Here is a 12,845-nt window from a genome sequence, read left to right as displayed (position 1 = left end):
ATCAGGGTACTTGGGTGGGTCCGCCGATCGGTGCCGGACGACACGCCCTGCCCCACCGCGAAATCCGAGGTCAGAGCGCCGGTTCGTTCGGTTCGTCGGGGTCTTCCGGTGTCCGGCAACAGTATTCGAGCCACAGCGCGGCCGCCGCCAGCGCGATGCCGGCGAGGGCTCCGACGAGCACACCCGAGGTGTCGTCGGTGGCGGCCTGCACGACTCCGCGCTGCGGCACGAGATACAGCAGGAAGCCGGCCCACACTCCGGCGCTCGCGGCACCCACCAGTGCGGACGCCTTGGCGAGCGCGACCGCACGCGCCGCGGTGATGGGATGCAGCCTGCCGGGTCCCTCACCGATCTCGTGCTTGCCCACCCGCGACCGGATCATGAACGCCAGGACCACTTCGATGATCGCAACGGGATACAGCGAGGCGCCCGCGTAGACGGGGATGGGCGGCAGCGAGCCGTACATCGTGCGGACGAGCAGCCACGCGACGATCGCTGCCAGCACGGCCAGTGCCAGCAGATCTCGGATCCGGGTCTGTTTCAGCACTCGCTGCGCCCCTAGGTCGTCGGCCCGGTCAGCGTCAGGTCGGTGCGGTGCACACCCTCACGTTCGGCGGCGTCGAGTTCGCCCAGCCACTCGCCGATCCTCAACTGCCGGCCGTCGGCGGTGAGCACCGCTCCGGGTTCGACGTCGAGCCACGGGACGAGCACGAACGCCCGCTGGTGTGCGCGCGGATGCGGCAGGATCAGTTCCGGGTCGTCGCTGCGCACCTCACCGTCGCCGCTGTCGCAGGTCACGACGTCGACGTCGAGGCTGCGCGGACCCCAGCGCCGGATCCGGACGCGTTCTGCGGCCTCCTCGAGTTCCTGACCGAACCGCAACCAGTCGTGCGGACCGAACGCGGGGTCCTCCGCGACGACGACGGCGTTGAGGAAGTCCTCCTGCTCGACCCCGCCCCACGGTGCCGTCGAGTACACCGCCGAGACGGCGACGACGCGCTCACCCAATGCGTCGACGACCGACCGCAGGTGCGCGAGCCGGTCGCCGATGTTCGATCCGATGGACAGCACGGCACGACTCATGAGGCGTTCCCCGTCGCGTCGCTGCGGGAGCGGTCGATCACCACGGCGACGTCGCCGAAGGTCAGCGGGATCGGCGCCGACGGCTTGTGGAGCGTGACCTCCACCCGGGCAACACGCGGGTCGGTGAGCACCTCGTCGGCGATCTCACCGGCGACCGTCTCGATGAGATCGCGACCCGGACCGGCGATAATCGCCGCAGCACGCTCGGCGAGTTCGCCGTAGTGCAGGGTGTCGGTGAGTTCGTCGGACGCCGCGGCCGGTGCGAGATCGAGCCACACGACGACGTCGACGACGAAGTCCTGACCGTCCCGCTTCTCGTGCTCGAAGACACCGTGGTTGCCGCGGACCCTCAGTCCCCGTAGTTCGATGCGGTCGCTCACGCGTGCACTCCTTCCGCGCTGCCGCGCTGCCAGGCACGCACCACCGCGAGCGCGTCGCGGGATGCCTGCACGTCGTGGACGCGTACTCCCCACGCGCCGTGGGTGGCGGCGAGCGCCGAGACGACCGCCGTGGCGACCTCGCGGCCCGCGGGCGGCCGGACCGTGCCGTCCGGCGCCGCGAGCAACGCACCGAGGAAACGCTTCCGGGACGCCCCGATGAGCACCGGGAAACCCAGTTCGGTGAGCTCGGGCAGACGCTGCAGCAACTGCCAGTTGTGGTCGGGTTCCTTCACGAAGCCCAGACCGGGATCGAGCACGATCTTCTCGGAGTCCACGCCTGCGGCCACCGCGATGTCGACCTGCGTGAGCAGCTCGTCGCGGACCTCGCGGACGACGTCGTCGTAGTGCGTCGAACCGCCCGCGTGGACGAACTCGCCGAGGGGACGCCAGTGCATGAGGATCCACGGCACCCCGGCCTCGGCGACCACCGCGGCCATGTCGGCGTCGGCCCGCCCACCCGAGACGTCGTTGATCATCGTCACTCCGGCCTCCACGGCCGCTTCGGCGACCGAGGCACGCATCGTGTCGACACTCGTGGGGATGCCCGCCTCCGACAGGGCCGCGATGACCGGCGCCACGCGGGACGCCTCGACCTCCGGGTCGACGCGCACGGCCCCGGGCCGGGTGGACTCGCCACCCACGTCGACGATGTCGACGCCGAGCTCGCGCAGCTCGAAGCCGCGGGCTATCGCGGTCTCGCGGTCCAGATAGCGACCGCCGTCGGAGAAGGAATCACTCGTGACGTTCAGTACGCCCATCACGACGGGCCACTGTTCGGCAGGAAAGACGGTCACCGGCGCAGGATCAGGTCCAGGGCCTCGGCACGCGACGCCGAACTGGTCTGGAACAACCCGCGCACGGCGGAGGTGGTGGTGCTGGCGCCGGGCTTGCGGATGCCACGCATCGCCATGCACAGGTGCTCGGCCTCGACCACGACGATCACGCCGCGCGGCTGCAGCTTGCGCATCATGGCATCGGCGATCTGGCTGGTGAGGCGCTCCTGGACCTGCGGACGCTTGGCGTAGAGGTCGACGACACGCGCCAGCTTCGACAGACCCGTCACGCGGCCCGTCGGGCCCGGGATGTATCCGACGTGGGCGACCCCGTGGAACGACACGAGGTGGTGCTCGCACGTCGAGTACATCGGGATGTCGCGCACGAGGACGAGTTCCTGATGGCCTTCGTCGAAGGTCGTGTCGAGGACCTCGTCCGGGTCCGTGAACAGTCCCCCGAACACCTCACGGTAGGCACGGGCCACCCGGGCGGGGGTGTCGCGCAGGCCCTCGCGGTCCGGATCCTCACCCACTGCGATCAGCAGTTCGCGCACGGCCGCTTCGGCTCGGGCCTGATCGAACGTGCGTCCCGCGTCCACGCTCAACTCGTGGGTCGTCACATCCTCCGGGTCGGAACCCGTATCCGACTTCAGGTGGTTCACCGACACCCGCTCGCCCTCCACTCTTCGCTCACTCGTCTCCATCGGAACCGACGGTCCCGATGTGCGCCCGGTACCGACTCACCGACACGGATCAGTGCCGGCCGGCCGGGCCTTCCCACCGCTGTGTGGGAGGGGGCTCGGGAGCGCCGTAACCATCGCGCGGTTGCGAGTCTCCCACGTGGTTGTCACCGCGGTGCGCATCTCCCGCACCGTTGTCGCCGGAGTCCGACGGACGGTCGGCGTCCTGCGACTCCTGCGGACGCCCGAAACTCTGCGTTTCCTGAGGCTGTCCGTAGCCGGGCTGTCCGTAGCCCTGGGGGTTCTGGCCCTGCGGATACCCGTAACCCTGCGGTTGTCCCGAGCCCTGCTGCCCGTGACCCTGCTGTTCCTGCGGGGTCTGCTCGCGCGGCGGCCAGCCGGGAGCCGACCATCCGGCGGGAGCGCCGTAGTCGGGCCGCGTCGCGTGCCGCGGACCACCGGGGTACGGAGCCGCCGGCTGGAAGCCCGGAAGCGGCTCGGAGGCCGGGACCGGCTGCGACTGCGGCTGGGGCTGTGCCTGTGTGTGGGGCTGTGCCTGCGTCTGGGGCTGGGGGTAGCCGTTCGCCGGCTGGTACTGCGGCTGTGCGCCGGGCTGATAACCGGCGGGAGCGGGCACCTCACCCTGACCCGGATACTGCGGGTGCTGATGTGCCGGCTTCGTCAGCGACGGCGGTTCCGGCGGCCACGGCTCGCCGCGCTCGGCCGCGAGCTCGGCGGGCGTCTTGATCGGCGGCTTGTCGGACGGGACCCGGTCACCGAAATCGTTGAAGGTCGTGATCCGCGGACGCTTCTTCACGTCGGCCAGGATCCTGTCGAGGTCCTTGCGGGTCAGCGTCTCGTGCTCGAGCAGCTCGCCTGCCAGCACGTCGAGGGCGTCGCGGTACTCGTTGAGGATAGCCCACGCCTCGGTGTGCGCGGCCTCGATGAGGTTGCGGACCTCTTCGTCGATCTCGCGTGCCACCTCGTGCGAGTAGTCGGACTGCACGCCCATCGACCGGCCGAGGAAGGGATCGCCCTGCTCCTGGCCGTAGCGGACGGCGCCGAGCCTCGCGCTCATGCCGTACTCGGTGACCATCGCGCGCGCGATCTTCGTGGCCTGGTCGATGTCGGACGAGGCGCCGGTGGTGGGCTCGCGGAAGACAAGCTCCTCTGCGGCACGACCACCCATCGCCATGACGAGGCGCGCGATCATCTCCGAACGCGTCATCAGGCCCTTGTCGTCCTCGGGCACCGTCATCGCGTGACCACCGGTGCGGCCGCGGGCGAGGATGGTGACCTTGTACACCGGCTCGATGTCGGGCATCGCCCACGCGGCGAGGGTGTGACCACCCTCGTGGTAGGCCGTGATCTTCTTCTCGTGCTCGCTGATGATGCGGCTCTTGCGGCGGGGACCGCCGATGACGCGGTCGACCGATTCCTCGAGGATCGCCTCGGTGATCACCGTGCCGTTCTCACGGGCGGTGAGCAGGGCGGCCTCGTTGACGACGTTCGCGAGGTCGGCGCCGGACATGCCCACCGTGCGCTTGGCGAGCGCACCGAGATCCGCATTGGGATCGATCGGCTTGCCCTTCGAGTGCACGGCGAGGATCGCCCGGCGACCGGCGAGGTCGGGGTTCGTGACCGGGATCTGACGGTCGAAACGGCCGGGACGCAGCAGCGCCGGGTCGAGGATGTCGGGGCGGTTCGTCGCGGCCATCACGATGATGCCGGAGCGGTCGCCGAAGCCGTCCATCTCGACGAGGAGCTGGTTGAGGGTCTGCTCGCGCTCGTCGTGCCCACCGCCGAGGCCGGCGCCGCGCTGGCGGCCGACCGCGTCGATCTCGTCGACGAAGATGATGCAGGGGGCGTTCTGCTTGGCCTGCTCGAACAGGTCGCGCACGCGGGAGGCGCCGACACCGACGAACATCTCGACGAAGTCCGAACCGGAGATCGTGAAGAACGGGACGCCCGCCTCGCCGGCGACGGCACGTGCGAGGAGGGTCTTACCGGTGCCGGGCGGGCCGTAGAGCAGCACGCCCTTGGGGATCTTCGCGCCGAGCGCCTGGTAGCGCGCCGGGTTCTGCAGGAAGTCCTTGATCTCGTAGAGCTCCTCGACGGCCTCGTTGGCGCCGGCGACATCGGCGAAGGTCGTCTTGGGCATGTCCTTCGACAGCTGCTTGGCCTTCGACTTGCCGAAGCCCATCATGCCGCCGCGACCACCGCCCTGCATGCGGCTCATCACGAAGAAGAACACGCCGAGCAGGATGATCATCGGCAGGACGAACAGGAGGATCGACGTCAGCCAGCTCTCCTGGGTGACGCTCGTGTCGTACTTCTGCGCGCCCGACGCGGCGACGAGGTCGAAGATCTGCTCGGAGGCCGACGCGGGGTACTTCGCGATGATCTCGGTGCTGCCCTCGGTCGCGTCGTTGCCGTTCTCGAGCCACAACCGGACCTGCTGCTCGCGGTCGTCGATGCGGGCTTCGCTGACGTTCTGCGATTCGAGTTGGGACACCGCGACGGACGTGTCCACCTGGGTGAAACCGCGCGTGTCGTCGCCGAAGTAACTGAAGGCGTAGATCACCAGCAGAATGCCGGCGACGATCGCCAGATTACGGAACACTGTCTTGCGGTTCATACAGGTTCGGCCCGAGCGGCCGGTCCTTTCGATCGAGTTCGTCGGGGTCTCGCAGTCGCGGCGCTTCGCGCCCGGGGTGGCCGCATGCCGCGACGGTCACTGACCAGGCAACGCAAGGTTACCGCGTAGCAACGAGCAGTCGCCCCGGCACCGGCGGGAGCCGACACCGGGAAGACGTCGTAATCGACAACGATCGGGACGGAACCGGAGTTCCCCGGGCCGGGGGACCTCACGACCCGGCTCGCCCGGAGGTCAGCTGCTGTAGACCTTGGGATCCAGCGTGCCGATGTAGGGCAGGTCGCGGTAGCGCTCGTCGTAGTCGAGTCCGTAGCCGACGACGAACTCGTCCGGGATGTCGAATCCGACGTCCTTGACCTCGACGTCGATCTTCACGGCCTCCGGCTTGCGCAGCAGCGTGACGACCTCGAGCGACGCGGGGTTGCGCGTCGAGAGGTTCTTGAGCAGCCACGACAGCGTCAGACCCGAGTCGATGATGTCCTCGACGATGAGGACGTGGCGGCCGGCGATGTCCTTGTCGAGGTCCTTGAGGATGCGCACGACACCCGAGGACGACGTCGACGACCCGTACGAGCTGACGGCCATGAACTCCATCTGCGTCGGGATCGGCAGAGCGCGCGCGAAGTCGGTCATGAAGAAGATGGCGCCCTTGAGCACCCCGATGAGCAGCAGATCGCCTTCCGGCGCACCCACCGGGTAACGCTCGGCGATCGACTGCGCCAGCTCTGCGGTCCGCTCCTTGATCTGCTCTTCGGAGATCAGCACCGACGCTATGTCGTTCTCGTACACCGGGGTCCTTCCCTACCTTCTGCTGCCGGTCGCCCGGACCTTCGCCCGGTCGACGTACTCCACGGCAAGCGTGCCACGCCGACGCGACACCACCAACCTCGTCCCCGTCCGCGGGCCCCGCCCGACCGCGACCGGCCCCTGTCCGCGCCACGCCACTACCAGGTCGTCGACCGCCCGCAGCATCGTCTCGTTCGGCGTGACGGTGTGATCGATCAGCCACGATCGGAGGGCTCTGCGTCGCACCGCGGCGGGAGCCGCCGCGAGCGTGTCGGTGTCGAGCAGGTCGTCCTCGCGCCGCGCTGTCGCGAGCAGGTCGCCGGCCCAGACATCGAGGGCGTGGCCGTCGTCCTGCAGTTGCCCGGCCGTGCGTGCGAGGGCTTCGGCGACGCCCCCACCGAGCACGTCCTCGAGCAGCGGCAGTACCTCGCGGCGCAGACGCACGCGCGTGAACCGGTCGTCGGTGTTGTGCGGATCCTCGTACGGGCGGTAGCCGAGTTCGTCGCACGCCCGGCGGGTCGTGTCGCGGCGCACGCCGAGCAGCGGACGGCCCCACGGCGGGTCGAAGGGTGCCATCCCCCGGATCGAACGCAGACCCGAGCCGCGGCCGAGACCGAGCAGCACCGTCTCGGCCTGGTCGTCGAGGGTGTGCCCGAGCAGCACGGGCCGTCCGTCGCGGTTCTCGTCGAGAGCCCGGTAGCGGGCCGCGCGCGCGGCGGCCTCGAGGCCTCCCCCACCGGTGACGTCCACACCGACCACCGTGACGGTCGCGCAGCCGCGGGCCCGGGCGAACTCCGCGGCCCGCGCGGCGACGACCTCGGAACCGGACTGGAGGCGATGATCGACGACGACGGCGTGCACCGCCTCGGTCTCCGCGACGGCGGCGGCGGTCAGGGCGGCGGAATCGGCCCCGCCCGACAACGCGACGGTCACCGCGTCGGCCGGGTGCGCGCCCAGCCAGGCCCGCACGGCGAGGCGCACCTCGTGGATCGCCGGGGCCTCGGGCAGCAGCGGACGATCGGTCGACGGTGAAGCCACGATCAGCTCAGCACCCGCGCGATCCACGCGTCGGGATGGTCGATCTCCGTCAGGGTGGGCAGGGCGTCCGGACCGGACCACACCGCGTTGAAGTCGTCCATGCCGACCTTCGCGACGACGGCGTCGACGAACTTCTTGCCGTGCACGTACTGGGCCATCTTGGCGTCCATGCCGAGGACGAGCCGGATGAGGCGATGCACCGGGCTGCTGTTGCGGTGCCGCCGGTTGTCGAACGCCCGCCGGATCCGCGCGACCGACGGGACCACGGCGGGGCCGACACCGTCCATCACGTGATCGGCGTGCCCTTCGAGGAGTGTTCCGAGGGCGAGGATCCGGTCGAACGACTCGCGCTGCGATTGTGCCTGCAGCGCCCGTACGACTCCGAGCATGCCGCGCTCCGACATCGGCTTGTCGCCGGGAGTGCGCAGGTCCTTCACCGCCGACACCACGCGGGTCGCGACGTCGCCCATCGGTTCCTCGACCGCGGTGGCGAGGTCGGCGGCGGCCTCGCGCATCAGCTCGGCCATCCACGGTGCCTGCGCGAACTGCACGCGGTGGGTCACCTCGTGCAGGCACACCCACAGCCGGAAGTCGGCGGGCGGCACCTTCAGCGCGCGTTCGACCGCGACGACGTTGGGCGCGACGAGCAGCAGCGAACGGGAGAACGGGTCGTACTGGCCGAGCACCGCGGACGACAGGTAGGCGAGCATGGCGCCGGCCTGCGCACCCGCCGGTTTACCCACCCAGCGGCGGGAGGAGCCGGCCGGATCCTCGCCCGAGGTCGCGGTGAGGTCGGCCATCGACGCCGCGGCCGCACACACCCAGCCCGGCCGGTCGACGACCTGCGCGGGCGGCGGCTCGGTTCCGTCGTCGAGACGCGTGTGCTCGCGCACCGGTCCCTCGGCGCGCGCGGCGGCCGAGAACAACTCGTCCTGCACCGCGTCGCGGGTGTACCGCGACATCGCGGGCTCGGAGCGGGTGAGGCGCACGCCGACCCCGGCCGCGAACGACCAGTCGATCGCGTCGCCGAGTGCCCGCTCCTTGCCGGTCATCGGCAACCGCACTCGCGGAGTACCGACGCCACGGCGTCGAGGGCGGGCCGGGCCTCGCTCGGGGACCTGCCGTTGGAGAGCAACGCGAACGACAGCACGCGGCCGTCGGAGTCGACGACGTATCCGGTGAGTCCGTTGACCTCGGTCAGCGTGCCGGTCTTCGCCCGCACCCATCCGGCGCCGGCACGGGTCGTGGTGCCGTAGCGATCGGCGAGCGTGCCGGTCGCTCCGGCGACGGGAAGATAGTCGAGCATGGGCCGCAGCTCCGTCCTGTTCGGTCCGGCCGCCTCCGAGATCACGCGATCGAGCGTGCGAGCGGGGATCCGGTTCTCGACCGAGAGCCCGCTGACGTCGCGCAACGTCACTCCGGTGACGTCCAGACCCGCTTGCTGCAGGGTACCGGTCACAGCCTTCGTCGTGCCCTCGAACGAGTGCTCGTTGCCGGTCGCGACCGCGACCTCCCGTCCGACGGTCTCCGCGAGGACGTTGTCGGATCGGCGCAGCATCTGGCCGAGGCGGACGGTGAGCGGCGCCGACTGCACCGATGCCATGGGCGCCGCGCCCGGCGAGGCCGACCCGGGCGCGACCCGCGCCGGGTCGGCACCGAGCGCCGTCGCCAGTGCACGACCGGCGTCCAGAGCGGGCGTCGCGCTGCGGGGCGATTCGTCCTCGAGCGGCCGCAACCGGCCGCCGTCGAGCATCACGGGTTCGATGGGCGCGACGTAGCCGTCGCCGACGTCCTGCGGGAACCAGCCCGGGGCGAGCGGATCTCCGCTGTACAGGCTCGTGTCGACGAGGACGGTCTCGACCGTCGCGCCGCTGCGCCGGATCTGTTCGGCGAGGTCGGCGATGCGAGGGCCGCCCGGGTAGAAGCTCTCCTGTCCGGGCGGCATCGCCGAGAGGGTGGGGTCGCCGCCGGCGATGAGGACGATCTCCCCCGGCTTCGAACCCTCGACGACGCGCGTGGTGATCCGATGGTCGGAGGGCAGCACGAGCATGGCGGCCGCGGCGGTGAGGATCTTCGTCGTGGAGGCCGGGATCAGCGCGCGATCGGCGTCCTTCGACCACAGCACAGTGCCGGTCGTGGGGTCGGTGATCGACCCGGCGAAGTCACCGAGGCCGGGATTGTTCACAACCGGATCGAGTGCCGCCGCCAGCGAGGTCGGGTCGGGCGTCGGAGCGTCGGGCGAGACCGCGGCGACCGCGGGGGTCGCGATCACCGGTGCCGGTGCGGGGAGCACGACCGCGCCGGCGGACGCCCGCACGTCGTAGATCGCGAAGGCCCCGCCGACGACGAGAGCGAGGAAACCCGCTCCCCAGATCCCGAAGAGGATCTTCATGTTCCGTCGTCGCCTGGTTGCCAGTGAACCCTGCTTCTTGTTGCCGCCCTGCCCCGTCAACACGCCTCCGCTGCATCCTGCACACACTGGTCGACCAGCTACCCGCACTTCCCGCTGCCGGCCGCATACTGCTGTGACGCACTCGGGGCCCCGGTACCTGCACCTCCAGCCTAGCGCCGCGACCGTTATCCTCTCTGCGGACCATCACCGCAGATACGGATGTCGTATCCGCCGGAAAAACACCGACGAAGTGAGGCAAGGCGTGGAGTTCGAGGTCACCATCGAGATCCCCAAGGGACAGCGGAACAAGTACGAGGTCGATCACGAGACCGGACGCGTCAAGCTCGATCGTTACCTGTACACCTCGTTCGGCTACCCGGCCGATTACGGCTACATCGAGAACACCCTCGGTGAGGACGGCGATCCGCTCGACTGCATGGTCCTGCTGCCCGAGTCGGTCTTCCCCGGCGTGATCGTCGAGGCCCGCCCCGTCGGCATGTTCAAGATGGTCGACGAGGCCGGTGGCGACGACAAGATCCTGGCCGTCCCGGCCGGCGACCCGCGGTGGGATCACGTCCAGGACATCAGCGACGTCTCGCAGTTCGAACTCGACGCCATCAAGCACTTCTTCGTGCACTACAAGGACCTCGAGCCGGGCAAGCACGTCGAGGCCGCCGACTGGGTCGGTCGCGCCGAGGCCGAGGCCGAGGTGACCGCGTCGGTCGAGCGCCTGAAGAACAACGGCGGGCACTGACACAGAGCCTGCAAATACGGATCCCCCGGACGATGCGATCGTCCGGGGGATCCGTCGTATGCGGGCCTACTCGCCCTTGAACTGCGGCGGGCGCTTCTCGAAGACGGCGGTGATCGCCTCGGTGAGGTCCTCCGACGGCAGGAACGCCGCGTTCCACGCCGCGACGTAGCGGAGGCTGTCGTCGACCTGCGGCGAGCGCGTGTGGTCGAGGACGTTCTTGATGCCCTGGACGACGAGCGGCGGGTTGGCGGCGATCTCCGCGGCGGTCGCGTGGGCCGCGGCCAGCACCGCGTCGGCGTCGGCGTGGACGTCGTTGACGAGACCGATCTTCTCGGCGCGGGCGGCGTCGATGTCCTTGCCCGTGAGCGCGAGCTCGCGGACGTGACCGTCGCCGATGATGAGCGGGAGCCGGGCGAGGGTGCCGACATCGGCGACCATTCCGACCTTGACCTCGCGGACGCTGAACTTCGCATCGGCGCTCGCGTAGCGGATGTCGGCGGCGGAGATGAGGTCGACCGCTCCGCCGATGCACCAGCCCTGGACCGCGGCGACGACCGGCTTGCGGCAGTCGGCGACGGCCGTGATGGCCGCCTGCATGCTCTTGATCAGCGTGTGGAAGTCCGTGCGCGGCTTCGCGAGCGCCTTGCCGGAGACGACGGCGCCGAGGCTGCCGCCCATGGCGACGAGGTCGAGGCCGTAGGAGAAGTTCCGGCCGGAACCGGCGAGGACGACGGCGCGGACCTCGGGGTCGGCGTCGAGCTCACCGAAGAGGACGGGCAGTTCCGCCCAGAAGTCGGGACCCATGGCGTTGCCCTTGCCGGGGCCGATGAGCGTGACCTGTGCGACGTGATCCTTGCGTTCGACGGTGAACGCTTTCCAGGGCGAGTGATCGGACATTACTGAAGAGTAACTTGTGGATCTTCGTTTCGCACCGACCGCACCCCACGACACGACGACGATGCGTCCTCGGAACCGCGCCCATAGCGCGGCGATTTTCCTACTCTTGATCCATGACCAGGTCGCTGCATCCGAATGCCCACCGCGTCTCGGACACGCTCATCGCCCGCGGCCATCACGGTCTGATCGTCCAGCAGCCGGAGACCGTGCACACCGCCGAGCAGGCCGCCGCCGCGGTGGGTGTGGAGGTGGGCGCGATCGTGAAGTCGCTCGTCTTCCTGCTCGACGACGACCCGATCCTGCTGCTGGTGTCCGGCGCGCACCGCGTGTCGGTCGAACGGACCGGCGAGCGGCTCGGCGGCGAGCTCGTGCCGGCCTCCCCCGATCTGGTCACGGAGGTCACCGGCCAGCCGCTCGGTGGCGTCGCACCACTCGGTCATCCCACGAACCTGCCCACCTACATCGACCGTGCGCTGCAGCACTACCCGGATCTGTGGGCGTCGGGCGGATGCCCGAACACACTGTTCCGGACCGTCTATTCGGAGCTCATGCGCATCACCGCGGCGATCGACGTCGACGTCGACTGAGACCGCCCACCTACCGGTACCGCCGGCATCTCCACCCGGGTACACTCTCCGTCGTGACAGTCCGAGCGTGGAGCCGCAGGCATGTCGACCTGTGCCGTACCCGCTCGTGCCTCTGTGCGTTCTGAGATCCGCACCATCCCTTCCTCTTTCCCGGCGCCGCACTACTGCGGGTAGTCGCCTGTCCGGCGCCGTTCACCTTCCGACCAGCGGAGCCCTTCCATGACCACGTCCTCCATCGAGAACCCGCCCGGCAGCTCGGTCGATGCACCCGAACTCGTTCTCATCGTGCAGATCTCGGACACGAACGCCGGGTCGGCGGGCGACCTCGCCGCCCTCGCCGACGCCCTGCGGGAGACCGCGCTCGATCTGCTCCCGGGTGCGCGCACCCACACCCTCCTCAGCCCCGGCCCGACCCCTCTGGTGATCGATCTGCCGGCCCGCGGGCTGGTGCTCGACAATCAGCGGGTCGAGTTGAGTCACAGCGAATTCGAGATTCTTGCGCACCTGGTTCGCCGGCCCCGCGTCGTGGTGTCCCGCGCGGCACTGAGGCCGCTCGGCGCCGGCTATTCCGAGAACGACGACTTCGACACCGACCGGGGCAACCGCAGTGTCGACGTCCACGTCTCCCGGATCCGTTCCAAGCTGGGACGTTTCGGCAACATCATCACCACTGTCCGCGGGTCGGGCTACCGGTTCGATCCCGATCCGCGCGTGCACGTCGTCGAAGCACTCGACCGCCGCACGGCGTGAACGCATGCG

14 protein-coding genes are annotated in these 12,845 nt (G+C 69.8%); 3 read left to right on the top strand and 11 right to left on the bottom strand.

What is annotated here, in order from left to right:
* Window positions 1-70 precede the first annotated feature (70 nt).
* The 10 genes from AC0LPE_RS02210 to dacB all read right to left on the bottom strand — a co-directional run bounded on the left by AC0LPE_RS02210 (window position 71) and on the right by dacB (window position 9,848).
* Window positions 71-547, bottom strand: a complete 477-nt coding sequence (locus tag AC0LPE_RS02210) for a DUF3180 domain-containing protein (protein WP_159416840.1) — start codon at window positions 545-547, stop codon at window positions 71-73.
* 11 nt (window positions 548-558) lie between these two features.
* Window positions 559-1,083 (bottom strand): 2-amino-4-hydroxy-6-hydroxymethyldihydropteridine diphosphokinase, encoded by a 525-nt coding sequence (gene folK / locus AC0LPE_RS02205; RefSeq protein ID WP_490605514.1) that lies wholly within the window; start codon window positions 1,081-1,083, stop codon window positions 559-561.
* Window positions 1,080-1,463, bottom strand: coding sequence for a dihydroneopterin aldolase (gene folB, locus AC0LPE_RS02200; RefSeq protein WP_490605513.1), 384 nt, complete (start codon window positions 1,461-1,463; stop codon window positions 1,080-1,082). Before folB ends, folK begins: the two co-directional genes overlap by 4 nt.
* A complete protein-coding gene (gene folP, locus AC0LPE_RS02195; RefSeq protein WP_172415020.1) occupies window positions 1,460-2,281 on the bottom strand; it encodes a dihydropteroate synthase in 822 nt (273 codons plus the stop codon). Before folP ends, folB begins: the two co-directional genes overlap by 4 nt.
* Window positions 2,282-2,313: 32 nt before the next feature.
* On the bottom strand, window positions 2,314-3,000 hold the full coding sequence (folE, locus tag AC0LPE_RS02190; protein ID WP_202400287.1) for a GTP cyclohydrolase I FolE: 687 nt from the start codon (window positions 2,998-3,000) through the stop codon (window positions 2,314-2,316).
* Between the two features lie 49 nt (window positions 3,001-3,049).
* Window positions 3,050-5,614, bottom strand: a complete 2,565-nt coding sequence (gene ftsH, locus AC0LPE_RS02185; protein ID WP_160876937.1) for an ATP-dependent zinc metalloprotease FtsH — start codon at window positions 5,612-5,614, stop codon at window positions 3,050-3,052.
* Between the two features lie 252 nt (window positions 5,615-5,866).
* Complete coding sequence (hpt, locus tag AC0LPE_RS02180; protein ID WP_016692982.1) at window positions 5,867-6,421, bottom strand: hypoxanthine phosphoribosyltransferase; 555 nt, start codon at window positions 6,419-6,421, stop codon at window positions 5,867-5,869.
* Between the two features lie 12 nt (window positions 6,422-6,433).
* A complete protein-coding gene (gene tilS / locus AC0LPE_RS02175) occupies window positions 6,434-7,483 on the bottom strand; it encodes a tRNA lysidine(34) synthetase TilS (protein WP_088899065.1) in 1,050 nt (349 codons plus the stop codon).
* A complete protein-coding gene (locus tag AC0LPE_RS02170; protein ID WP_172415018.1) occupies window positions 7,459-8,508 on the bottom strand; it encodes a zinc-dependent metalloprotease in 1,050 nt (349 codons plus the stop codon). Before AC0LPE_RS02170 ends, tilS begins: the two co-directional genes overlap by 25 nt.
* Entirely contained in the window at window positions 8,505-9,848 is a 1,344-nt protein-coding gene (gene dacB / locus AC0LPE_RS02165; RefSeq protein ID WP_016692979.1) for a D-alanyl-D-alanine carboxypeptidase/D-alanyl-D-alanine endopeptidase, read from the bottom strand. The genes AC0LPE_RS02170 and dacB overlap by 4 nt, the downstream gene beginning before the upstream one ends.
* 262 nt (window positions 9,849-10,110) lie before the next feature.
* On the opposite strand from dacB, the gene AC0LPE_RS02160 reads away from it, so the two are divergent.
* Window positions 10,111-10,602, top strand: a complete 492-nt coding sequence (locus AC0LPE_RS02160) for an inorganic diphosphatase (RefSeq protein WP_006550524.1) — start codon at window positions 10,111-10,113, stop codon at window positions 10,600-10,602.
* 66 nt (window positions 10,603-10,668) lie between these two features.
* Here the strand turns inward: AC0LPE_RS02160 and AC0LPE_RS02155 are convergent, their stop codons facing one another.
* Window positions 10,669-11,499 carry a crotonase/enoyl-CoA hydratase family protein gene (locus AC0LPE_RS02155; RefSeq protein WP_088899067.1) on the bottom strand — a complete coding sequence of 277 codons (831 nt, stop codon included), beginning with the start codon at window positions 11,497-11,499 and terminating at the stop codon, window positions 10,669-10,671.
* Window positions 11,500-11,612: 113 nt separating this feature from the next.
* Here AC0LPE_RS02155 and AC0LPE_RS02150 point away from each other — a divergent pair, with 113 nt between their 5' ends.
* Window positions 11,613-12,086, top strand: a complete 474-nt coding sequence (locus tag AC0LPE_RS02150) for a YbaK/EbsC family protein (RefSeq protein ID WP_088899068.1) — start codon at window positions 11,613-11,615, stop codon at window positions 12,084-12,086.
* Between the two features lie 219 nt (window positions 12,087-12,305).
* Entirely contained in the window at window positions 12,306-12,836 is a 531-nt protein-coding gene (locus tag AC0LPE_RS02145) for a winged helix-turn-helix domain-containing protein (RefSeq protein ID WP_145692866.1), read from the top strand.
* The last annotated feature ends 9 nt before the right edge of the window (window positions 12,837-12,845 follow it).

The organism is Rhodococcus sp. S3, assembly GCF_058211795.1.
This window is presented reverse-complemented; position numbering and strand designations above follow the sequence as displayed.

Excerpts from the sequence above, each read along its gene's own strand:
- folK (WP_490605514.1), bottom strand. The coding sequence starts at position 1,083 with ATGAGTCGTGCCGTGCTGTCCATCGGATCGAACATCGGCGACCGGCTC.
- folP (WP_172415020.1), bottom strand. The coding sequence starts at position 2,281 with ATGGGCGTACTGAACGTCACGAGTGATTCCTTCTCCGACGGCGGTCGC.
- folE (WP_202400287.1), bottom strand. The coding sequence starts at position 3,000 with ATGGAGACGAGTGAGCGAAGAGTGGAGGGCGAGCGGGTGTCGGTGAAC.
- ftsH (WP_160876937.1), bottom strand. The coding sequence starts at position 5,614 with ATGAACCGCAAGACAGTGTTCCGTAATCTGGCGATCGTCGCCGGCATT.
- AC0LPE_RS02170 (WP_172415018.1), bottom strand. The coding sequence starts at position 8,508 with ATGACCGGCAAGGAGCGGGCACTCGGCGACGCGATCGACTGGTCGTTC.
- dacB (WP_016692979.1), bottom strand. The coding sequence starts at position 9,848 with ATGAAGATCCTCTTCGGGATCTGGGGAGCGGGTTTCCTCGCTCTCGTC.
- AC0LPE_RS02155 (WP_088899067.1), bottom strand. The coding sequence starts at position 11,499 with ATGTCCGATCACTCGCCCTGGAAAGCGTTCACCGTCGAACGCAAGGAT.
- AC0LPE_RS02150 (WP_088899068.1), top strand. The coding sequence starts at position 11,613 with ATGACCAGGTCGCTGCATCCGAATGCCCACCGCGTCTCGGACACGCTC.
- AC0LPE_RS02145 (WP_145692866.1), top strand. The coding sequence starts at position 12,306 with ATGACCACGTCCTCCATCGAGAACCCGCCCGGCAGCTCGGTCGATGCA.